19 protein-coding genes are annotated in these 22,772 nt (G+C 66.7%); 11 read left to right on the forward strand and 8 right to left on the reverse strand.

Going from position 1 to position 22,772, the window contains the following annotated elements; translation table 11 throughout:
* Positions 1-23 precede the first annotated feature (23 nt).
* Entirely contained in the window at positions 24-6,695 is a 6,672-nt protein-coding gene (locus A9W95_RS25465; RefSeq protein WP_216638202.1) for a BTAD domain-containing putative transcriptional regulator, read from the forward strand.
* Positions 6,696-6,704: 9 nt separating this feature from the next.
* Here A9W95_RS25465 and A9W95_RS25470 read toward each other — a convergent pair whose 3' ends face one another.
* The 3 genes from A9W95_RS25470 to mhuD all read right to left on the reverse strand — a co-directional run bounded on the left by A9W95_RS25470 (position 6,705) and on the right by mhuD (position 8,783).
* Positions 6,705-6,965, reverse strand: coding sequence for a hypothetical protein (locus A9W95_RS25470; protein WP_067419061.1), 261 nt, complete (start codon positions 6,963-6,965; stop codon positions 6,705-6,707).
* A 161-nt stretch (positions 6,966-7,126) separates the two neighbouring features.
* Entirely contained in the window at positions 7,127-8,491 is a 1,365-nt protein-coding gene (locus A9W95_RS25475; RefSeq protein WP_067419063.1) for a serine hydrolase, read from the reverse strand.
* On the reverse strand, positions 8,466-8,783 hold the full coding sequence (gene mhuD, locus A9W95_RS25480) for a mycobilin-forming heme oxygenase MhuD (protein ID WP_067419069.1): 318 nt from the start codon (positions 8,781-8,783) through the stop codon (positions 8,466-8,468). Before mhuD ends, A9W95_RS25475 begins: the two co-directional genes overlap by 26 nt.
* A 24-nt stretch (positions 8,784-8,807) precedes the next feature.
* On the opposite strand from mhuD, the gene A9W95_RS25485 reads away from it, so the two are divergent.
* Entirely contained in the window at positions 8,808-9,563 is a 756-nt protein-coding gene (locus tag A9W95_RS25485; protein WP_067419070.1) for an alpha/beta fold hydrolase, read from the forward strand.
* Positions 9,564-9,568: 5 nt separating this feature from the next.
* Here the strand turns inward: A9W95_RS25485 and A9W95_RS25490 are convergent, their stop codons facing one another.
* Positions 9,569-10,480: an A/G-specific adenine glycosylase gene (locus A9W95_RS25490; RefSeq protein WP_067419072.1), complete on the reverse strand. Its 912-nt coding sequence runs from the start codon at positions 10,478-10,480 to the stop codon at positions 9,569-9,571.
* Here A9W95_RS25490 and A9W95_RS25495 point away from each other — a divergent pair.
* Both A9W95_RS25495 and A9W95_RS25500 read left to right on the forward strand, forming a co-directional pair.
* On the forward strand, positions 10,479-11,102 hold the full coding sequence (locus A9W95_RS25495; RefSeq protein ID WP_067419073.1) for a carbonic anhydrase: 624 nt from the start codon (positions 10,479-10,481) through the stop codon (positions 11,100-11,102). The genes A9W95_RS25490 and A9W95_RS25495 overlap by 2 nt on opposite strands.
* 97 nt (positions 11,103-11,199) lie before the next feature.
* Positions 11,200-12,015, forward strand: coding sequence for a hypothetical protein (locus A9W95_RS25500; protein WP_156746413.1), 816 nt, complete (start codon positions 11,200-11,202; stop codon positions 12,013-12,015).
* Positions 12,016-12,018: 3 nt separating this feature from the next.
* Here A9W95_RS25500 and disA read toward each other — a convergent pair whose 3' ends face one another.
* From disA to A9W95_RS25515, 3 genes are read right to left on the reverse strand one after another with little or no spacing between them, the layout of a single operon-like run.
* A complete protein-coding gene (gene disA / locus A9W95_RS25505; protein ID WP_082983326.1) occupies positions 12,019-13,101 on the reverse strand; it encodes a DNA integrity scanning diadenylate cyclase DisA in 1,083 nt (360 codons plus the stop codon).
* Positions 13,102-13,118: 17 nt separating this feature from the next.
* Positions 13,119-14,528, reverse strand: coding sequence for a DNA repair protein RadA (gene radA / locus A9W95_RS25510; protein WP_067419075.1), 1,410 nt, complete (start codon positions 14,526-14,528; stop codon positions 13,119-13,121).
* A 36-nt stretch (positions 14,529-14,564) separates the two neighbouring features.
* Positions 14,565-15,137, reverse strand: a complete 573-nt coding sequence (locus A9W95_RS25515) for a hypothetical protein (protein ID WP_067419076.1) — start codon at positions 15,135-15,137, stop codon at positions 14,565-14,567.
* 314 nt (positions 15,138-15,451) lie between these two features.
* Here A9W95_RS25515 and carD point away from each other — a divergent pair, with 314 nt between their 5' ends.
* The 6 genes from carD (at position 15,452) to A9W95_RS25545 (ending at position 20,517) form a co-directional block, all read left to right on the forward strand.
* Entirely contained in the window at positions 15,452-15,940 is a 489-nt protein-coding gene (gene carD / locus A9W95_RS25520) for an RNA polymerase-binding transcription factor CarD (RefSeq protein ID WP_067419079.1), read from the forward strand.
* A gap of 17 nt (positions 15,941-15,957) precedes the next feature.
* Positions 15,958-16,650, forward strand: a complete 693-nt coding sequence (gene ispD / locus A9W95_RS25525) for a 2-C-methyl-D-erythritol 4-phosphate cytidylyltransferase (protein WP_067419081.1) — start codon at positions 15,958-15,960, stop codon at positions 16,648-16,650.
* Positions 16,647-17,138 (forward strand): 2-C-methyl-D-erythritol 2,4-cyclodiphosphate synthase, encoded by a 492-nt coding sequence (gene ispF / locus A9W95_RS25530; RefSeq protein WP_067419087.1) that lies wholly within the window; start codon positions 16,647-16,649, stop codon positions 17,136-17,138. The genes ispD and ispF overlap by 4 nt, the downstream gene beginning before the upstream one ends.
* 68 nt (positions 17,139-17,206) lie before the next feature.
* Entirely contained in the window at positions 17,207-18,613 is a 1,407-nt protein-coding gene (gene cysS / locus A9W95_RS25535; protein ID WP_067419089.1) for a cysteine--tRNA ligase, read from the forward strand.
* The gene (rlmB, locus tag A9W95_RS25540; RefSeq protein ID WP_067419090.1) at positions 18,613-19,542 is read left to right on the forward strand and encodes a 23S rRNA (guanosine(2251)-2'-O)-methyltransferase RlmB; all 930 of its coding nucleotides are present in this window, start codon (positions 18,613-18,615) and stop codon (positions 19,540-19,542) included. The genes cysS and rlmB overlap by 1 nt, the downstream gene beginning before the upstream one ends.
* Positions 19,543-20,517, forward strand: a complete 975-nt coding sequence (locus A9W95_RS25545; protein ID WP_067419092.1) for a glycerophosphodiester phosphodiesterase family protein — start codon at positions 19,543-19,545, stop codon at positions 20,515-20,517. It abuts the gene before it with no gap.
* On the opposite strand, the gene A9W95_RS25550 is transcribed toward A9W95_RS25545, so the two are convergent.
* Positions 20,438-21,889 carry an NAD(P)/FAD-dependent oxidoreductase gene (locus tag A9W95_RS25550; protein ID WP_156746414.1) on the reverse strand — a complete coding sequence of 484 codons (1,452 nt, stop codon included), beginning with the start codon at positions 21,887-21,889 and terminating at the stop codon, positions 20,438-20,440. The genes A9W95_RS25545 and A9W95_RS25550 overlap by 80 nt on opposite strands.
* 179 nt (positions 21,890-22,068) lie before the next feature.
* On the opposite strand from A9W95_RS25550, the gene A9W95_RS25555 reads away from it, so the two are divergent.
* The coding region (locus tag A9W95_RS25555) for an AAA family ATPase (RefSeq protein ID WP_156746415.1) at positions 22,069-22,772 on the forward strand (704 nt) is incomplete at its 3' end.

The raw sequence follows: 22,772 nt of genomic DNA on the forward strand, positions 1-22,772 counted from the left end.
GACACGTGAGTACGCTTCAGTCCGTGGAACTGGGGGTTTTGGGACCTCTCCAGGTTCGGCTCGGCGGCGCGCCCGTAACCATCCCGGGCGCCAAAGCGCGCGCCATCCTCACCATGCTCGGCCTTTACAACGGCTCAGTCGTGTCGGCCGACACCTTGATTAAGTTGCTCTGGGATGACGAACCGCCGCGCACCGCCGAAAAGGCTCTGCAGACCCATATTTCGTCGCTGCGCCGCACCCTGGGCGATGGATTCATCTTGACCCAGGGAGTGGGATGGACCGTTGCGGCCACCGAGGTCGACGCGTCGCGATACCGGCGGGCCGCCCGACAAGGACGCGACGCCGCCGCGGCCGGTGACACCGGCGAGGCGGTGACACGTTTCGAAGAGGCGCTGACCCTTTGGCGCGGAACACCCGAACTACCCGACGGTCCGCGAGGAACTTCGGAGAAGACCCGGTGGATCGAAGGCCACGCCGCACTCGTCGAGGACCGGGCCGACGCGCTGCTGGCCACCGGCCGAGCAGCAGAAGTCATCGGGGATCTGGAGGCAGCGGTGGCCGAATCCCCGCTGCGCGAAAGGCGCTGGGGTCAACTGATGCTCGCCCTGTACCGCGCCGGTAGGCAAGGGGACGCTCTGGGCGCATATCAGCGAGCGCGGTCGCTGCTGGCCGACGAACTGGGCGTAGACCCCGGCCCGAAACTTCGGCAACTCGAGGCCGCGATCGTCGCGCAGGATCCCTCCCTGGAATTGCCGATGACACAACATGTTTCGGCGGTAACCCGGGCGGTCACCTTCGTGCTGACCGACATCGAGGGATCCACGGCAGCCTGGGAGGCGCAAGCCGATGCCATGGCCGTGGCGCTCGCCCGTCACGACGAGCTGGTCGAGCAGGTCGTGACTTCGCGCGGGGGACGGCTGATCAAAACGCGCGGCGAGGGTGATGCGACGTTCTCGGTCTTCGAGCGGCCGTCCGCGGCCGCCGCTGCGGCCATCGAGTTGCAGGACGCCATCAGTCACGAGCCATGGCCATTGCGTGAGCCCATGCGTGTGCGGATCGCGGTGCATACCGGAGAAGTCGAACTGCGCGACGGCGACTATTTCGGCCGGGCGGTCAACCGGGCGGCCCGCCTGCGGTCGGTGGCGGCGGGCGGCCAGATTCTGTGCTCGGGTGCGACGGCCGAGCTGGTGATCGACTCTCTGCCCGACGACGTGGTGCTCACCGACCTGGGCATGCGTCAGTTGCGCAACCTGGCGCGCCCGGAGCATGTCTTCGAGCTCCGCCTGAGAGTGGACGACGACCGCCCTGCGGCTACGGCCACCGACGCGCCGATCCAGCGGCCGGACCTCCCGGCGGTGTTGGCCGGTCCCGGCCCGTTCGTCGGGCGGGGACGCGAGTTGGAGCGGCTTGCGTCGGCGTATCAGACCGTCCTCGCCGGCGGCACCAACGCGGTGCTGATCGCCGGCGAGCCGGGTGTCGGCAAGACTCGCCTGGCCGGGGAATGGTCCCGCCACGCTTATGACCACGGCGCCCTGATCATCTACGGGCGTTGCGACGAGGACCTCGGGGCGCCGTATCAGCCGTTCGCGGAAGCGTTGCGTGCACTCGTGCCATGCCTGGGCGCCAGCCGGCTTCGAGCGCTGCGTGGCGTCGAGGCGCTGTTGGCCCTGGTCCCCGGCCTCACCGAGGTGCTGCCCGATCTGTCCGCGCCGCCGCGCGCCGATCCGGACACCGAACGTTATGCGCTGTTCGACGCCGTCGTCGCGCTGCTGCGACTGGCTTCGGCCTCCGCGCCCGTCGTCCTGATCCTCGACGACCTGCACTGGGCCGCCAAGCCGACGCTGCTGTTGCTCCGGCATCTACTGCGCTTCGGTGAGCACGCCCACGTTCAGATCGTGGGCACGTATCGCAGCACCGACCTCGACCGCTCCCACCCACTGGCCGCGATGCTCGCCGATCTGCATCGCGACGGCACGGCCACCCGCCTGAACCTCGGTGGCCTCGACGAGCAGGACGTGACCGCGTACGTCGCCGAGGCGGGTTACGACGATGAAGAGCTCGCCCGAGCATTGTCGTCGGTCACCGGCGGCAACCCCTTCTTCCTCATTGAGGCGCTGCGCCACGTCGACGAAAGCGGTGGCGTGTGGGATCAGAGCACCCTGCCGCAGGGCGTCCGGGAAGCGGTGAGCCGCAGGCTTTCTCGGCTTCCCATCGAGACGAACAAGGCCCTGGCCGCCGCCGCTGTCGTCGGCAGCCGCTTCGCAGTAGATCTGGTCGAGCGGGTGGTTGGTAACGATTTGATCGACGCGTTCGACGAGGCCTGCCAAGCCGGCATCGTCGTGGAGGAGCCCGGCGGAAACTACCGGTTCAACCACGCCATCGTTCGGCAGTCACTGCTGGCCGAGTTGGCATCGGTGCGGCGCATGCGACTGCACCAGCGCATCGCCACCACACTGGAGGCCCAGCACGAAGGGGACGACGACGACCTGCTGGCCGAACTGGCGCACCACTATTTTGAATGCGCGTGGGCGGGAAACGCGGCCAAGGCCGTCTTCTACTGCAAGCGTGCCGGTGACCAGGCCATGGCACGGCTCGCCTATGAGGGGGCCGCCGACCTCTACGACCATGCCTTGCACGCGCTGGAGGAGGTGGACGACGAGCTGCCCGACCGCGACGACCAGACCGCCGAACTATTGGTCGCGCGCTGTGAAGCCCTCCTGGCCGCGGGCGATGTGACCTCGGCGCAAGGCGCGGTCCGCCAATTGCGTTCCACCACAGTTGATTCTGCCCGCCTCGCGGCATGGTCTGCCTGTTTCGCCGGTCAGTTATCGATACTGGCTCACCCCGAGCGGTTGGACGAGGTCGAAGCCGAACTAAGCGCAGCTGCGAGGAAGTTCGCCGAATTCGACGATGCCGCAGGGGAAGCGAAGGCACACACCGTGCGCGCCACCTGCCTGGCGCGCTTGGGCCGAATCGGGGACTGCGAAATGGCCTTGGACGACGCCCTGACCGCGGCCCGACGCGCGCGGGAGAACCGCCGGGTCAACGCGGTGTTGGCGGGCGCGCCGCTGGCTGCGCTGTGGGGACCCAACCCGGTTCCGCGCGCTGGCGGTCGGTGTCTTGACGTCGTTCGGCTGTTGCGGATCACCACCGACTCGCCTGCGGTCGAAGCCACCTCGACGCGGTGCCAGGCCGTGTTGGAGGCGTTGCGGGGCCGTGCGGGACCGGCCCGACGGATGATCGACTCCGCTCGACGCACAGTCACCGAACTCGGGCTGCGCCACGCCGTACTCGAGGTGGAGCAGTTCGCCGGCATCGTCGAACTCATCGTCGACGATCCGGCAGCGGCCGAGACGCGTTTGAGGTTGGCTTACCACGGTTTCCGCCGCATGGGGCTGGACGCCGACACCGCCGAGACCGCCGCGCTGCTCGGACGGGCGTGTCTCATGCTCGAGCGAGACGCCGAAGCTGACGAATTATGCGCCGAGAGTGAACGTCTCGCCGGCAACGCGCTCAAGGCGTCCATCGCCTGGCGCGTGCTTCGAGCGCATCTTTTGTCCCGCCGCGGCGACCATACCCAGGCCCGCCGGGCCGCCGAGGCAGCCGTAACTTTGGCCGAACGCACCGACGCGTTGGTCGATCATGGCGACACCTGCCTGGCACTGGCAACGGTGCTGAAAGCGGCGGGTGACGTCACCGGAGCCCGAGCCGCCGCCGAGCGGGCGGTGAACCTGTACGAGCGCAAAGGTGCTGTAGCGCTTGCCGAAAAGGCGCGTCGCGTTGTCGGTGCCGAACCGCCGCCTATCTCTGCGCCCCGTGAAGCGGTGCCTGTCGAGCTGGACAACGCCTGCGTGCGAGCGGTCGAGCGTCTCGATGCTGCTGTCCATCGCTCGGCCTGGCGTGAGCTGGAGCTGGTGATTGCACCCAGCATCTCCGTGGAGAACCGTCGCAAGATAGTCGGTTTCCCCAACACCGAATTCACTGCTCACGAGTACTCAAGCGAGGCGCGCCGTTATCACGCGGTCGGGCCGGTGCGCCACCAGCGGACGGTTGTCGCGGTGCGAGGTCAGAGAGTGGCGCTCACCGGATTGCAGCTAGGCACGGCAGATTCCAGCCCCGGCGCACCGCGGGACGAGGCTTATCAGTTGTTCGCGCTGGACGAGGACGGTCGAATCGCGCGAGAGGTGTGGTTCGACGTCGAGGACCACGACGCCGCGATGGCCGAGCTGGAAACCACTTACTCCCGGCTGGAAGAAGTGCGTCATCGCGCGCCTCTCGAGAACGCCGCGAGTCGGGTTGATGGGCGGCTCAACGCGCTGGCTGCCGAGAAGCAATGGGACGAGTTCGGCGCTTTACTCTCGGTTGACATTCGGGTCGAGGACCAGCGACGCGGGTTCCAGAGTGCAAGCCAGGGCCGTGCCACGGTGCTCGCAGAGGGACGGGCAATAGCCGACCTCGGTGCCACGAGCGTGACCGCACAGGTCCTCGCAATCCGCGGCGAGCGCCTGGCGCTTGCCCGTATCGTGTTCTGGGGCAGGGGCGAGAAGACCGAGGCATACCAAACGGAGATGCTCCGCATCGCCGAGGTCGACGCCGCCGACCGGCTTGTCGCCCACGTCGTTTTCGACGGCGACGATTTCGACGCCGCCATCAATGAACTCGATCTTCGATATCTCGCCGGCGAGGCGGCACCGTATGCGGACACCTGGTCGGTCATAACGCAGGCCTACGCAGCGCTCAACCGGCACACGCTTGCCCCCACCACAAAGGACTGGGTCAACATCGACCACCGGCGACTGGTCGCGCTCGACGAGGGTGGCTTGTCCGAATACCTTCGCGCCACGTGGGCGGACGCCCCGCAATCCCAGTTTTATATCGAGTCCGTACATCGCCTAACCGACAACTCCGCACTCTTCACTCGGGTGGCGCATGAGGCATCGCAGGAGGGCTTCGACGCCGAATGGCGAGGCGTCGACATCCTGGTGGTAGAGGACGGTCTGATCAACCGCTGCGAACTTTTCGACGAAGCAGACCTCGACGCCGCGCTCGACCGCTTCGAAGAGCTGAGCGCGCGAACGCGCCGGCTGGAGAACGCGGCAAGCCGGGCGGCCGAGCGGTTGCAGGCATGCTTCGAGCGCTCTGATTGGGATGCGATCAGCAAGTTGCTGGCCGGCGACGTCGTCACCGACGATCGTCGGCAGGTGGTCAATTCCGGTGTGCGGCAAGGCAGAGGCGCCGTATTCACCGAAATCAAGACCATCACCGAGATCGGCGTCAAATGCATGACATCGGAGGTGATCGCCATCCGTGGGAGCCGCCTGGCGCTGAGTCGCACTCAAACCTGGGGGCGTGACAGGCGACCAGATGCTTTTCACAGCGATGTCATCGATGTCCTTGAAGTCAACGGCGAACAAGAGATCATGGCGCGGATCGTCTTCGACCTCGACGACATCGACGCCGCATTCGAGGAACTCGAACGTCGGTACCTGGCCGGCGAGGCGGCGCCGTTCGCCCGTACCTGGTCGGCGATCGCCGAAACGTGCACCTCACTGAACCGGCGAGAACTTCCTGAGTCGGACTGGGTGAACATCGACCACCGGCGAGGTACCCCCTTCGCGTCCAGCCACCTGACCACTGTCCTGCGAGGGATTTGGGATGTCACACCAGAATTCCGCACTCACCACAAAGCAGTACACCGGCTGAGCGATGCCGGAGCGGTGGTCACCCACCACTCACATGGCGCAACGGGCGATGGCTCGATCGTCGAGTGGCGCATGATTCAGGTTCTGAGTGTCGCAGAGGACCAGATCACCCGCTGCGAGCTCTACGACGAAGCAGACCTCGATGCCGCATTGGCACGGTTCGACGAGCTGATCCAGCCCGTGCGGCGATTGGAAAACGCCACCACCCAAGCCATCGAACGCTTCCAGGCATGCTTTGAAGCCCGGGACTGGGACGCCATGGCTCAGCTTTTCACCGAGGACGTTGCAGCTGTTGACCACCGCGCGGTAATGCGCGCTGGAACACGACACGGTCGCGAAATCAACATCGGTGATTGGCGCACCGTCGCCGAGGTGGGCTTCACGAACGTTTCGTCGACGATGATCGCATTGCGCGGAGAGCGTCTAGCCCTCGGCCGTTACCTCATCTCGACCGACGAGCCCGAGGCCAGCCACAACGACGTCCTCGGCATTGTCGAAACGAACAGCGATAACCGGATCGTCGCGTGCGCCATGTTCGACGTAGCCGACATCGGCGCCGCCTTCGATGAACTCGAACGCCGGTACCTCGACGGTGAGGCGGCGCCGTTCTCCAACACCTGGTCGGTCATCGCGGGGGCCTACGCCGCGCTCAACCGTCGCGAAATACCGCCTCTGACAGATGATTTCGAAAGTGTCGACCATCGAAGGGTGGCGGCATACGCGCCGGGTGAGCTGGTTGCATACGTTCGCGCCGGTTGGGAGCTCGACCAACGCATCCGCACCTACGTCGAGAGCGTGCACCGGTTGACCGATCAGGGCGCAGTCCTGACCCATGCCGCATCCGGCAGCTCGCAGGACGGCTTCAGCGCCGAATGGCGCGGGGTCGACTTGTTGCTGGTACAAGGAGACAAAGGCAGGCGCTCGGAGGTCTTCGACGAGGCGGATCTGGATACGGCGCTCGCGCGATTCGAGCTCCTCACCTCAGGCGGCTAGCGCACACCGTTATCGTCGCGCCATCGGCGCAGACATGCCGGCCCAGGCCGAGTGGCTGTTGTGCAGACCCCGGCTTATCTCGTCGCCGACCCCTGGGCCCGTGACCGGAGCCGTCTGCTCGCACGTGCAAGTAAGGCCACCGAACAGATTGCCGTTGACGTCGACTGCGTCGGGTTCGGCACCGGCCGGGGCTGCTGCGCCGACGCCGACGGCCAACACGGCAGCGCCGATGAGAAAATTCCTGGCCACTTCCCGCGTCGCGATCGACATCCGGATCCTCCGGTTCAAAGTTCGTTGGTGTGAGGCGGGGCAGAGACCGCAGCCAATGCGCCGCTGCTACCAGGAGCTACGCGCGACGGTATTTCCGGGTTCGCCGCCGAACAAGCGAACTGCGCACACGCATGGAAAACCCATACGTTCGCGGTGTCGTCTCAGCTCGGCGCGATCAGCGCGAACGCCTGTCTGGCGACCTGCAACATCCAGCCGGTAACCCTCGGCCCGTGATCACGCGGCCAATTCAACTGGAAGCTGACCACCCACGGCTGACCGGTCTTGTCGACCGCATACCAACTGAAAGTCAGATCGCCCGGTAGCCCGCCGGCTTTCGCGCCGATGTACGGCCAGACGCCGCGATCAAGCTGGATACCCGCGACCGCCGACAGGATCTGTTTGACCGGTGCGGCAGCGCCGACAGAGTCGGCCTGCAGTGCCAGGTGCACCCGGCAGACGTCCTGCGCGCTGCCATACCATTCCGCCCCGAACATCGACGCGGGAGTATGGGCCCGGGTCGGATCAGGCCGGTACGGCGTCGAATTGGCCTGCTGCAGCAACTGGGCGCGTTGTTGTTGGGACGCGTTCTTCCACTGCTCGCGCAGATCCGGCTGACCCCAACCCACCGAAAACAGCTCGTACATGGTCGGAAACGGCGTCATGCTGGCCGGGTCGTGATGCCCGGCGGTGACCAGAGCGTCTTCGATGGCATGCGTACCCATCCGCTCGATGAGCAAGTCGGTAGCCATGTTGTCGCTGGTGGCGATCATCTTCTCGGCGGCGGTGCGCACCGAAACATGCGCGCCTGGCGACAGTTCCAGACCCGACGAGCCGACGGCCTTGCTCTTCTCGGTTACGGTCAACTGGTCATCCCAAGAAACCGTCCCGTTCTTCAACGCGCCGGCCAGCGCGTGCAGCACGTACAACTTGAAAATCGATGCCAATGGCAGAGATTCGTTGGTGTTGGTGCCGGCCACCTTGTCGCACTGACCGTGGTCGACCTTGGCGACCTGATACGAATACCGGGCACCGGTGCGGCCCAGGATGGCGTCGACATCGGCCCACGACTTGACCGACGGCGATTGGGTCTCGAGGCCGAACCGGTCCACCCATCCGTCGTCGTCGGTGTGTAGCCGGATGTCTTGGTGGGCGCCGTAGGAGGAGACGAGATGCAAGGTGGCGACGCTGGCTCCGATATCGACGCCCTGCAGCGCGAAGGGCCGGTCCCACCACAGCTCTTCCATGGTGTGCTCGACGGCCTCCACCTTGTCGGGCGCGGCCAGGGTACGCACACCGACTTCGCCGATCGGCCAATCCGAATTCAGCATGTCCAAGGTCTGCTGAGCCCGCAGACCGGGCGGCGTGACCATGTCGATGCGGCGCCCGGTATTCGCCGCGTTCGCCGACGGGGTGGGCGACGACGTGCAACCAGAAGCCAGCGTGACCACGACCGCGGCGGCGGCGCTTATGGCCCAGGCACCGCGCCGCCCCACGCACCGGCTATGCAGTCTTGCCTGCCCCGGCAACGTCGAGCACAACCTCGAATTCCAGCAGGGACGCACCCGTCGCCACGGGATTGGCTTTATGTCCGGCGTGCGCGTGAATGGCGGGCCCATTCGCCCAGGCCTGAAAAGCTTCTTCGGACTCCCATTGCGTCACCACGAAGTAGCGGTCTTCACCCTTGACCGGACGCAGCAGTTGGAAGCCGAGAAAACCCGGGGAATTCTCCACCGCGTGGGCCCGGTGTGCGAAACGCTTTTCCAGCTCGGGGCCAGCGTCGGCGGGCACCTCGATTGCGTTGATTTTCACCACTGGCATGCCGACTAGGCTACCGTGCCGGGCATGTCCGGCGATCTGCTGACCCATCGCGGCGGACGCGGCGAGCCGGTGGTCCTCGTGCACGGGTTGATGGGGCGGGGCAGTACCTGGTCGCGGCAACTGCCCTGGCTGACCGAATTGGGCAGCATCTTCACCTACGACGCTCCCTGGCATCGGGGACGTGACGTCGCGGACCCGCATCCGATCAGCACCGAACGCTTCGTCGCCGACCTCGCCGAGGCCGTGAGCGCGTTGGGGACGCCGGTCACATTGGTGGGGCATTCAATGGGGGCCCTGCACTCGTGGTGTTTGGCCGCCCAGCGTCCGGCGTTGGTGACCGCACTGGTAGTCGAGGATATGGCGCCGGATTTCCGCGGTCGTACCACCGGACCGTGGGAGCCGTGGCTGCATGCCCTACCCGTCGAATTCAGTTCGGCGGAACAGGTTCTCGCGGAGTTCGGACCGGTGGCGGGCCAATACTTCCTGGAAGCGTTCGACCGGACCGATACCGGCTGGCGGCTGCACGGCCACACGTCACGATGGATCGAGATTGCCGCGCAGTGGGGTACCCGTGATTACTGGACGCAGTGGCGCCAGGTGCAGGCACCGGTATTGCTAATCGAGGCCGGCAACTCGGTGACGCCGCCCGGGCAGATGCGGCAGATGGCCGAAAGCGATTGCGTGCGTGACTATCTGCTGGTTCCCGAGGCCGGCCACCTGGTGCACGACGAAGCGCCCGAGGCGTATCGGCGCGCCGTCGAGGCGTTCCTCAAGGCCTGATGTGTCTAATCTTCGCCCGCCAGCGCGAAACGGCCGTCCGCTGTTTGGGTGACCAACCCGTCGGCCAGCAGCGAGTACAGCGCTCGGTCGCGCTGCGCGGTGTCGGTCAGCCAGGCAACATCGAGTTCGGCGCGGGTGACCGCGCAATTTTTGGCGCGCAACACGTCCAGCAATCGACCACGAACCTGGCGATCGGTACCCGCGTAGCGCTGAACTCGCCGCGGCGGACCCGAGGCAGGAGGAGAACCGGCCGTGTGCCACGCGCACTCGGCCAGCGGGCACAAGCCGCAACGCGGGGTGCGTGCGGTACAGACGATGGCGCCCAATTCCATCAAAGCCACCGAAAAGACCGGCGCCGCATCACCTTCGGGTAACAACGCCGCGACGTCGGCGTGGTCGCGGGTCGCCGATGGCGAGCCGGCGTCGGCTCGGCCGTGGATCGCCCGGGCAACCACCCGGCGCACGTTGGTGTCGACCACCGGCACCCGCTGACGGTAAGCGAAACAGGCCACCGCCCGGGCGGTGTAGCTGCCGACTCCGGGCAGGGTCAGCAACACATCGACGTCGTCGGGCACCTGGTCACCGTGGTCGCGGGCGATGACTGTGGCGCACTCATGCAACCGCTTGGCCCGTCTCGGATAACCGAGCTTTCCCCAGGCGCGGAGCACGTCTGCCGCAGTGGCCGCGGCGGTCGCCGACGGGGTAGGCCAGCGTTGCACCCAGTCCGACCAGATCGGCAGCACCCGCGACACCGGTGTTTGTTGCAGCATGAATTCGCTGACCAGGATTTGCCACGCGCTGACCCCCGGCGCCCGCCAGGGCAGGTCGCGACTGGATTCCTCATACCAGGCAAGAAGATTGGTGACTGGTATGTTCCCTGAGCCCATCACCGGCCGGTCCGGCACAATGTGTGCCATGCCCAACACGACTCCGGCCACCGCATGGAAAGCACTCAACGAGGGTAACGAGCGATTCGTCGCCGGCAAGCCCGAGCATCCCGATCAGGACGTCGACCGCAGGAAGAGTCTCACCTCAGGTCAGCAACCGATCGCGGCGGTGTTCGGCTGTTCGGACAGCCGGGTGCCCGCTGAACTTGTTTTCGACCAGGGACTCGGTGACATCTTCGTGGTTCGCACCGCCGGGCAGGCGATCGATGCCGCCGTGCTGGGCTCACTTGAGTACGCGGTCGCGGTCCTCAACGTGCCTCTGCTGGTGGTGCTGGGTCACCGCAGTTGCGGTGCCGTCAAGGCTACGGTCGGAGCGGTCCAGGAGGGTTCGGTGCCCGCCGGTTTCATCCGCGATGTCGTCGAACGGGTGGCACCGTCCATCTTGGTGGGGCGAAAAGACGGTTTGAGCAGTCCCGAGGAATTCGAGGACCGCCACGTCAGCGAGACGGTGGCACAGCTGGTGGCGCGTTCGGCGATCATCGCCGAGCGGGTGGAGCAGGGCACGTTGGGGATCGTCGGGGCGATCTACCACCTGTCTGACGGGCGCGCGGCACCCGTCGAGCGGGCCGGCAAAGTCGCCGAAACGGTCTGACTTCCGCCATCCCTTTACACGGCGGTTGGCCAGCTAACTGCGCGACACGCCGAGCCAGGTCAGCCCAACGGGCCTGACCTGGCCCTACGGTGTGACTGTGCTGGATCTGGAACCGCGTGGCCCGCTTCCGACTGAGATCTACTGGCGGCGCAGGGGACTTGCCCTGGGTATCGCGGTCGTTGTCGTCGGTATTGCGGTTGCCACGGTCATCGCATTCGTGAGCAGTAGCGCTGGGGCCAAGCCTGCCGGCGCCGACAAGCCGGCCGCAGCGCAGGGCCATCCCGGCTCGAACGCGCCGCAAGCGCCGCAGCCGCCGCAGCCCGCCGGCCAAACCGAAGGCAACATCCCCGGTGCGCCGCCCCAGGTGGTGAACCCGGAGTCGCCCACCCCCACCGCGGCGGTGCAACCGCCACCGGTGCTCAGGGAAGGCGACGATTGCCCCGATTCGACGCTGGCGGTCAAGGGGCTGACCAACTCGCCCCAGTACTACATCGGTGACCAGCCGAAATTCACGATGGTCGTGACCAACATCGGGCTGGTCTCCTGCAAGCGCGACGTCGGCGCCGCGGTGCTGGCGGCTTACGTGTACTCCCTGGACAACAAGCGTCTGTGGTCCAACCTGGACTGCGCGCCGTCCAACGAGACACTGGTCAAGACCTTCACCCCGGGCGAACAGGTGACCACGGCGGTCACCTGGACCGGGATGGGCTCGGCGCCGCGCTGCCCGTTGCCGCGTCCGGCGATCGGTCCTGGCACGTACAACCTCGTCGTGCAGTTGGGCAACCTGCGCTCACAACCGGTGCCATTCGTGCTCAACCAGCCGCCGCAGCCGCCGGGCCCGGTGCCCGCTCCCGGTCCTGCTCAGGCTCCCCCGCCAGAGGCGCCCGCGGCCTCGCCCGGCCAAAGCGGCTAGGGCTCAGGTCAGCGGGTCGGCGATGGTCGACTCCGCCAGTTGCGACAATCCCTCCCGCACGTGGCGCGCCCACATGGCGCCGATGCCGTCGACGGATTGCAGGTCTCCGGCGCTGGCCGCCAGCAGGCCCTGCAGCGTTCCGAACGAGCGGACCAGCAGGTCGACGTGCGCGAACTGGAGTCGTGGAATGCCGGCCATGGCCCGGTAACCGCGCGGGCTGAGCGCCGAGTCCTGCGCCTCGGCCGTCGTGGGATAGCCGAAGATCTTGGCCAGCGCGGTCAGTTCGAGCAGGTCGGTGTCCGACAACGCGTCGAGTTCGTCCAGTGTCGCGGTGATTTCCGCCTTGGACAGCGGCTCGGGGTTGGCGTGATAGTCCCGCACGATCAATTCCCGGGCCGTGTCGTTGCCGCCAAGCAGTTCCTCCAACTGCAGCCGCAGTTGGCGCCCGTCGGTGCCCAGTTCGACGGCGTCATGGTCGATGGACAATCCGATGCGGCGGACCAATTCGAGCCGTTGTACCACCGTCATGACGTCGCGCAGCGTGACGAAGTCTTCGATCTCGGCCCGCGACAGTTGCCGGCTGACCTCGTCGAGCCGGGTTTTGTAGCGTTCCAGCGTGGCGATCGCCTGGTTGGCGCGCGACAGGATGGTCGCGGAGTCGGTGAGCACGTGGCGCTCACCGGCGACGTACACCGTCACGATGTTCATCGAGTGGCTGACGGAGATCACCGGGTAACCGGTCTGGATCGCGGCTCGTTCAGCGGAGCGATGCCGGGTGCCCGATTCGTCGGTCGGGATCGACGGGTCCGGCACCAACTGCACGTTGGCCCGCACGATGCGGCTGCAGTCGGTGGACAACACCACCGCGCCGTCCATCTTGCACAGTTCGCGTAGCCGGGTCGGTGCATATCGGACATCCAGAGAAAAGCCGCCGTCACAGATGGCTTCCACGTTTTCGTCGTGGCCTAGCACGATCAGCGCGCCGGTGCGACCACGCAGGATGCGTTCCAGCCCGTCGCGCAGCCCGGTGCCGGGCGCTAGGCGGGCGACGGCCTCACGCAGGGTCGGACGAGTCACAGCGTGCATTCTGCGGCTCGGAGGGGTTATGCGTCTAGCTGATGCACCCGCGCGGGCCTGGCGGTGCGGTGATCGGCGATGTCGATCATGTGCTTCAGCGCGGCGGAGATAGTCGGCGCGCACAGGGTTCGCAGGCCCACCGGAGGCGCCTTGCAGCCCGGCGGAACCAGCGCGATGTTGAACCCCTGACGAGCGGCTTCGGCCAAGCGCCGCTCCATCCCGTTGACTCGCCGCAGATCCCCCGCCAAGCCGACCTCGCCGATCATGACCGCGGTCGTCGGCAGCGGCAGGTTCGCATACGCTGAAGCCAGCGCGATCGCCACGGCCAGATCCGCCGAGGGATCGGTCAACCGCATGCCACCGACCGTGGACAGGTAGATGTCGTTGGCCGCGAGGGTGAGCTTGCCGTGTTTCTCCAGTACAGCGGTGATCATCGCGGCACGGGCGTGATCGATTCCGCTGACCGCTCGCCGCGGCGAGCCGCCGGCGGGCACGGCCAGCAACGCCTGCACCTCCCCGATCAGCGGTCGCTTGCCGTCCAGCGTCACTGTGATCGCGGTACCGGGTACCGGCGTGGGCCGCTGATCCAAGAACAGGTTGGACGGATCGGCGACGCCTTCAATTCCGGTGTCGTGCAACAAAAAACAGCCGACCTCGTCGGCGGCGCCGAAACGGTTCTTGATGCCGCGGACCATCCGCAACGCGCCGTTGCGGTCACCTTCGAAGTGCAGCACCACGTCCACGAGATGCTCGAGGGACCGAGGTCCGGCGATCGCCCCGTCCTTGGTGACGTGACCGACCAGGATCAGCGCCACGCCTCTAGCCTTGGCGGCGGCGGTCAATGCGGCCGTCACCGCGCGCACCTGGGTGACTCCGCCCGCGACACCGTCGGCCTCGCTCGTCGACATCGTCTGCACCGAGTCGACGATCACCAGTGCCGGCCCCACGCTTTCGATGTGCTCGAGCACCATGTGCAGGTCGGATTCGGCCGCCAAGTAGATCTCATCGACTCCGGGCCCGCCGCAACCGATGCGGTCGGCGCGCAACCGGATCTGGCCGGCGGACTCCTCGCCGGACACATACAGCACCCGGCGCCCGGTCTGAGCCCACCGGTGGGCGACCTCGAGAAGCAGCGTCGACTTGCCGACGCCCGGATCACCCGCCAGCAACGTCACCGAACCGGGCACCACACCACCGCCCAGCACCCGGTCAAGTTCGTCCACGCCGGTCGAACGGTGCCGGCTCAAGCTCGGCTCGACCGCGCTGATGGGCACCGCGCGAGCACCCGAAGACGCTGCCCGACGCCCGCCGACCGCGCTGAGCACCGCTACTTCTTCGACGGTGCCCCAGCTACTGCACTCCAAGCAGCGGCCCACCCATTTGGCGCTGACATGGCGGCATTCCGAGCAGCGGTATTGCGAACGCGCGTTGGCCACGAGGTGACCGTAACCGCAGGGTCCGACAAATGACCGCTATGAATGGTTCGACACGGCTTGTGGTGCGGGTCCGAGCCCGGCCGAGATCGGAACCATCACGTTGCCCTGGCCGGCCTTCTCGAAATTGAAGGTGAAGTTGTACGTCAGACCATTGCTGATGGGCTTTGTCAAGTTGATGGTGGCCTTGGCTGCGCCGCTGTTCTGCGGCGGTCCGGGCGCCGCGTTCGGACCGGTCGGGGTGCCGATGAAGAGCATTCCACTTGGCGGGACCTTTGCGTCGCCGCTGATCGTCACCGGGCCGATGTCGGTCGTGACGCTGGTCAACCGGTCCTCGACATTGGGCGACTGGTTGACCACGACGAGTACCAGGTCGACCGTCCGCCCGGGCTGAATGAAGTCGCCCTGCTGCGCCGCTTGGATGCGGATGTCGCGCAATGCCACGTTGTTGATCGTCAGCTTGTTGCCGTTGACAGCCGGTTCCTGCATCGCCGTCTGGGAGACCTGACCCGCGCCGCAACCGCTCAGCACAACCGCCGACATCCCGACGATCGCCAGCCAGGCGCCCAGCTTGGCCAATCGGACCGGCAGGCCGATGTTGAAGCGGTTCACTCGATGCCTCCTGCTCGACCTCGGCGCGGCACTGCCCGGTACCAGACGGCCGCCGCGGTTCGACTATGCACAGTAGTAGCACTGCAGCGCCGACGGTAGCTGGCGGTGCAGTTGGCGCTAATCGGGGGGTAGGCGTGCCGGTTCACTGGGCTTGGACAAACTAGGCCGCGCGCTCGCGCGTGAGCGCGACATTGCACGTCTCAGCCCGCCTGTCAACCCCCAATGTTCGCCGATGGTGCCCCTGACCTGCACCGTTACTCAACGGGGCGTTGTGTGCCGTGTTAGACTTAACTAACGAAAGGGGCTCGAAGCTGATGATTTTTAAGGTCGGAGACACCGTTGTCTATCCACACCACGGTGCTGCGCTCGTCGAGGCGATTGAAACCCGAACCATCAAAGGGGTGCAAAAAGAGTATCTCGTCTTGAAAGTGGCGCAGGGCGACCTGACTGTTCGAGTGCCCGCCGAGAACGCCGAATATGTCGGCGTCCGCGACGTCGTCGGCCAGGAAGGCCTCGACAAGGTGTTCCAAGTTTTGCGCGCACCGCACACCGAAGAGCCGACCAACTGGTCCCGCCGGTACAAGGCAAACCTCGAGAAGCTCGCTTCCGGTGACGTGAACAAGGTTGCCGAGGTCGTGCGCGACCTGTGGCGTCGTGACCAAGAGCGCGGTCTGTCCGCCGGCGAGAAGCGCATGCTGGCCAAGGCCCGTCAAATCCTGGTCGGTGAACTGGCACTGGCGGAAAGCACCGACGACGCCAAAGCGTCGACCATCCTCGACGAGGCTCTCGCCACCGCTTCTTGACTCCCCGAGGGCTCTGAGTGGCCGGGGGAGACGGCACCGTAGTCGCGATCGTCCCGGCCGCTGGTTCGGGTGAGCGGCTAGCCGCCGGGGTACCGAAGGCGTTCTACCAACTCGAAGGGCACAGCCTGGTCGAGCGGGCCGTCATCGGCCTGCTCGACTCCGGCGTCGTGGACACCGTCGTAGTGGCGGCACCACCGACCCGCACCGACGAGGCCAAGCTGATTCTGGGACGCAAGGCCACGGTTGTTCCGGGCGGGTTGAGCCGCACCGACACGGTCGGCTTGGCCTTGGCGTCGTTGCGGGCGACACCGGATAGCACGCCACCGCAATTCGTGTTGGTTCATGACGCAGCCCGCGCACTGACCCCGCCGGCGATGATCGCCCGGGTGGTCGACGCGCTGCGAGCCGGGCATGACGGCGTGGTGCCCGCATTGCCACTGTCTGACACCATCAAGGCCGTGGATGCCAACGGAGTGGTCCTCGGCACGCCGGAACGGGCCGGTCTGCGCGCTGTGCAGACGCCGCAGGGGTTCGCCACCGAACTGCTGATGCGGGCCTACCAGCACGCCGGGTCCGCCCAGTTCACCGACGACGCGTCCCTGGTCGAGCATGTCGGCGGCCAGGTGCAGGTGGTCGACGGTGATCCGCTGGCGTTCAAGATCACCACGCCGCTGGATTTAATGCTGGCCAGAGCGATCGTGCGCCAGTGACCGAGTTGCCTCGCGTCGGTCTCGGCGTCGATGTCCACCCGATAGAGCCAGGGCGGCCGTGCTGGCTGGTGGGACTGCTGTTTCCCAGCGCCGACGGCTGTGCCGGGCACTCCGACGGAGACGTCGCCATCCACGCGCTGTGCGACGCAGTGCTGTCGGCCGTCGGGTTGGGCGACATCGGCGACGTGTTCGGCGTCGACGACCCCCGCTGGGAAGGCGTCAGTGGCGCCAACATGCTGCGTCACGTTGTGGACTTGGTCAACGGCCACGGCTATCGCGTCGGCAACGCGTCGGTCCAGGTGATCGGGAATCGACCCAAGATCGGCTGGCGCCGTCTCGAGGCGCAGGCTGTGTTGTCGCGGTTGCTCAACGCCCCGGTATCGGTGTCGGCGACCACTACCGACGGGCTGGGTCTCACCGGGCGCGGCGAGGGGCTGGCCGCCATCGCGACCGCGTTGGTGGTTTCGCTGCGATATCCGCATTCGTAGCGCCCAGGTCCCGCTGACCTGACGCTGGCCGACCTCGGCACGGCAAGCAGGCAGTAAGCTGGCACGTCGTGACCAATCATGCCCGCCTGCGGCTTCATGACACGGCGTCCGGCGTCGTGCGTGATTTTGTGCCGCTGCGGCCCGGGCATGTCTCCATCTATCTCTGTGGCGCCACCGTGCAGGGGTTGCCGCACATCGGACATATCCGCAGCGGCGTGGCCTTTGACCTGCTGCGCCGGTGGCTCATTGCGCGCGGCTACGACGTCGCGTTCATCCGCAACGTCACCGACATCGACGACAAAATCCTCGCCAAAGCGGCCACCGCCGGACGGCCGTGGTGGGAGTGGGCGGCCACCCACGAGCGGGCATTCACCGCCGCCTATGACGCCTTGGACGTCCTGCCACCGTCGGCCGAACCGCGGGCCACCGGCCACATCACGCAGATGGTCGAGTTAATGGAACGCCTGATCGAAACCGGCCACGCCTACGCTGGCTGCGGGGATGTGTACTTCGACGTCCTCAGTTACCCGGAGTACGGCCAGCTGTCCGGTCACAAGATCGACGACGTCCATCAGGGCGAAGGCGTGGCCACTGGCAAACGAGACCAGCGCGACTTCACCTTGTGGAAGGGCGCCAAGCCGGGTGAGCCGTCCTGGCCCACGCCGTGGGGCCGCGGGCGTCCGGGATGGCATCTGGAGTGTTCCGCGATGGCCCGCACCTATTTGGGCCCCGACTTCGATATCCACTGCGGCGGTATGGACCTGATCTTCCCGCATCACGAGAACGAGATCGCGCAAAGCCGCGCCGCCGGAGACGGTTTCGCCCGTTATTGGTTGCACAACGGCTGGGTGACCATGGGCGGGGAGAAAATGAGCAAGTCGTTGGGCAACGTGTTGTCCATACCGGCGATGCTGCAACGGGTCCGTCCCGCCGAACTGCGCTACTACCTGGGCAGTGCGCACTACCGATCAATGCTCGAGTTCTCGGAGACGGCTCTGCAGGACGCCGTCAAAGCCTATGTGGGCGTGGAGGATTTCCTGCATCGGGTGCGCAACCGGGTGGGCGCCGTCATCGCCGGCGAGTGGACTCAGCGGTTCGCCGACGCGCTCGACGACGACCTGTCGGTTCCCATTGCGTTGGCCGAGATCCACCAGACTCGGGCGGAGGGCAACCGGGCGTTGGACGCCGGTGACCACGAAGGCGCATTGAGCAGCGCCCGCTCGATCCGCGCCATGATGGGCATCCTCGGCTGTGACCCGTTGGACGAGCGGTGGGAGTCCAAAGACGAAACCTCGGCCGCGCTGGCCGCCGTCGACGTACTGGTGCAGGCCGAGTTGCAAAACCGGCAAAAGGCCCGCGAGCAGCGCAACTGGGCGCTCGCCGACGAAATCAGAGACCGGCTGAAGCAGGCCGGTATCGAGGTGACCGACACCGCCGACGGTCCGCAGTGGACGCTGGGCGGGGACACCAAGTAGTGCCCGGCAATTCGCAGCGCCGGGGCGCGGTACGCAAGGCCGGCAGCAAGAAGGGACCTACCGTCGGTTCCGGTGGTCAACGCCGCCGCGGGCTGGAGGGACGTGGGCCCACTCCGCCGGCGCACCTGCGTCCCAACCATCCCGCCGCAAAACGTGCCAACGCCCAACCGCGCCGGCCCGCCAAGCGCACCGACGAAACCGAGACCGTACTGGGCCGCAACCCGGTGCTGGAGTGCCTGCGTGCCGGCGTGCCAGCCACTGCCCTTTACGTCGCGCTGGGCACCGAAGCTGACGAACGGGTGACCGAATCAGTTGCGCGCGCCGGGGATTTCGGAATCGCCATCTTGGAGGTACCCCGCACCGACCTGGACCGCATGACGGCCAATCACCTCCATCAGGGCATCGCGTTGCAGGTGCCCCCGTATCAGTACGCCCATCCGGACGACATGCTGGCAACCGCGCTCGCCGCGCCGCCGGCATTGCTGGTGGCACTGGACAACATCTCCGATCCGCGCAACCTCGGCGCCATCGTACGATCGGTCGCCGCCTTCGGGGGACACGGTGTCCTGATCCCGCAGCGGCGATCGGCATCGGTGACCGCGGTCGCGTGGCGCACCAGCGCGGGCGCCGCCGCTCGGATACCGGTGGCGCGGGCCACCAATCTCACCCGGACGCTGAAGGATTGGGCCGGTCGGGGACTGCGGGTGGTCGGCTTGGACGCCGGCGGCCAAACCACACTCGATGAGTTGGATGGGGCCGACCCGCTGGTGCTCGTTGTCGGTTCGGAAGGCAAGGGATTGTCGCGCCTGGTGCGGGAGAATTGTGACGAGGTGGTGTCCATCCCGATGGCCGGCAAGACCGAATCGCTCAACGCATCGGTGGCCGCCGGGGTGGTGCTGGCCGAAATCGCCCGTCAGCGCCGAAGCTAAGTGACCACCCGACCGCTTGCGGTTGTGCTCGCGCTGGCGTTGACGCTCATCGCGCCGGCGCGCGTGTCCGGTCAACCAGCCGGCTTCGACCTGCAGTCGCACGCTGGGGGTCGCGGCCTGACAACCGGCGAGTCGTTGCGCGCGTTCGCCAAATCGCTCGAAATCGGCGTCGACACACTCGAACTCGATATCGTCATCACCAAAGACGACCAGCCGCTGGTTTGGCACGACTTGAGCATCGCGGGCACCGCCTGCAGCGACACGGGTCCGGTCTTCGCCGACGACCCGGCCTATCCCTACGTCGGCAAGTTGGTGCGAGACCTCACCCTCGCACAGATCCACACGCTGGACTGTGGCCGGCCGAGTGCTGAATTTCCGCGGGCAGAAGTGGTGCGCGGCAACAAGATCGCGATCCTGCCCGAGGTCTTCGCGCTCACCGACTCCTATCGAGCGGACGTGCGCTACAACATCGAAACGAAAGTTCCCGCGGACCATCCGGAAACCTCGGCTACGGCTGAGGAATTCGTCGACGCCATCGTGGGGGCGGTCCGTGCCGCCGGCAAAGTCGACCGGGTCGAGATCCAAAGCTTCGACTGGCGCACCCTACCGATGGTGCACCGAGCCGAGCCGTCGATTCCTCTGGTGGCGCTGTGGAATGAGCAGACATGGGTACCTGGCTCGCCGTGGCTGGCGGGCGTCGATCCCGCGGTTGTCGACGACCCGATCGTCGGTGCGACCATGGTTGAGGCGAGCGTGTTATCGCCCAACTACCAATTGGTAACCGGTAAGTCGTTTACCGCCCGCGCACACGGCCTGGGTCTCCGGGTGACTCCCTGGACGATCAACGACGCCCAGACGATGCGAACGCAGATCGGCTATGACGTCGACGGGATCATCACCGACTATCCGACAACGCTGCGTGGGGTGCTGGCCGCACTGGGCATGTCTCTGCCGCGGGCGTATCCGCGTCCGTGATCGGTGCCCCCACCGGGGCGCCGTTTCTCGGCCGACGGCCGCGGGCGCGAACAGCTCGCCACATGATGGCGGGGCGCAGCAGTCGGGTGGCCGGGTCGAGCAATGAGGTCACCCTGGCGAACTGGTGTAGGGCGACGGTGTCGTATTCCGCCGCGGCGAGTACCCGGTCGACGTATGCGTTGAGCAGTCGGGTGGAAACCCCAGGGCTGCCGTCGATTTCGGGTAGGGAGAGGTCGGGACTGGCTGACAGCGCCCAGGCTTGGCGGATCGGCTCCGCCGCGGCCCGGAAGAATCGCTGCGCCAGATCCTGGGTGCCGCTAGCCAAGCAGTCCCGCAATGCCAACATCTGCAGCGCCGCCACCGTCATGCCCTGGCCGTACACCGGGTTGAAGCTGCAGATCGCGTCGCCGGCGACCAGCAGGCCGGGTGGGAATCGCCGCATCTTGTCGTAGCGCCGCCACTGACTGGACGGCTGACGGTGGCGGGCGGGCTTCCCGATCGGTTCGGCGGCGCGCACCGCGGCCAGCAGGTGGGCAGGCGCGTAACCCGCGACGAAATCGCACATCGCCTCCAGACCGGCGGGGGGCTCGTGGCCCGCTATGCCCATCACCGTGAACACCCACAGGTCGTTCTCGCAGTGCAGCAGTCCCATCCCGTGCGGTCGACCCGGCACGATGCCCACCAGAAATCCGAGCTCATGCAACGCGTCCGGCGCCATCCGCAGCATCTGCGTTGCGTAGGTCAGGTGCACCACCACATGGTCTTCGGCCGGGCGGCCGTAACCCAGGTCGTCGAGCCAGCAGGGGGTGCGGGCGGCGCGCCCGGTGGCATCGACCACCAAGTCGGCAACTAGCGCGGCGTTTTCCCCGGTGCGGCGGTTGACGTTTCGCGCGCCGGTGATGCGGTCACAACCGCGCGTCGTGGTCAGCCCCACGACGTCATGCTGGTCGAGCAGCGTGACGCTGGAAATGCCACGCACGCGTTCGAGGACATGGGCCTCGAGGAACGGACGGGTCGCCAAATATGCGTTGAACGACGGGGCAGCACCGGTGCGGACCATCAGATGGCCCCCGATGTTGTAGTGCAGTCGCGACAGATCGCGGCCGTCGAAATAGTGCGCGCCGTCTTGAACCAATTCATCGAGGATGCCGGGGAACAACTCCTCGAGGGCCTGGGCGCCGCGGGCGAGTAGCCCGTGCAGATGGCGGCCCTGCGGCACACCGCGGCGGGCAGTGCCTCCATCCAACAGCCCGGGCAATGGATCCCGTTCTACCACCGTCACGGTGTCGAAGAAGTCGGCCAGCGTCCGCGCCGCCAGCAGACCGGCCATACTCGCTCCCAACACCACCGCGTGACCGCCGACCTTGTGCATAACGCACCACCTTCGCCCGTCGTTCGTTGACGAATGCCATGGTCGTGGGCCGCCGTGGGCGGCCATAGCGTAGTCGAGTACTCGACTTCTGCTCGGCGGCTGACATAAGCGGACGAAACGCTCACTAAAAAGGCGCTGGTTCGGGCCGCAGCAGGCCTGCGCACCGTTATAGTCGCCGAGTGATCGGCGCCGAGCCGCTGACCGGGCGCGACAATGAATTAGCGGTCATCCGCCGTGCTTTGAGTGGCGGCGGTGCTTCCGGTGTGGTGATTGCCGGAGCGCCCGGGGTCGGCAAGACTTGGCTGGCTCGTGAGGCGCTGCGACGCGCCGGGTCATCGGGCGAGCGCACACAATGGGTGGTTGGCACCGAGTCAGCCCGGGCGCTGCCGCTCGGAGCGTTCATCGGCCTGCTCGGCGATGCCATGTCGGATCCGCTGACCAGCGTCCGGCAGGTCATCAAATCTTTTGTCGCCCAACAGCGTCAGGGCCGTGTGGTGGTGGGGGTGGACGACGCGCACCAGCTGGACGGCCTGTCGGCGTTCGTCATCCATCAGCTGGCGCAGTCCGGTGGGGTCAGGCTCGTTGTCACCACGCGCACCGGTTCGGAGCAACCCGACGCGGTGACGGCTTTGTGGAAGGACGGGCTGCTGACCCGGCTTGACCTCGAACCGCTTTCCCCGGCCGCGACGCGCGAGGTGATCGAGGGCCGGCTGGGTGGTCCGGTGGATGCGCGCAGCGCGGCCCGATTCCGGAAGCTGACCAACGGGAACACGCTGTTTCTACGTCAGCTGTTGACCGATCAGCTTGCGGCCGGGCAGATGCGCAAGGTGGCCGGCGTGTGGATGTGGGACGGCGATGTCGCGGTATCGGCGACCCTGTCCGA

Origin of the sequence: Mycobacterium sp. 1423905.2, assembly GCF_001673155.1 — a bacterium.
Classification (GTDB): domain Bacteria; phylum Actinomycetota; class Actinomycetes; order Mycobacteriales; family Mycobacteriaceae; genus Mycobacterium.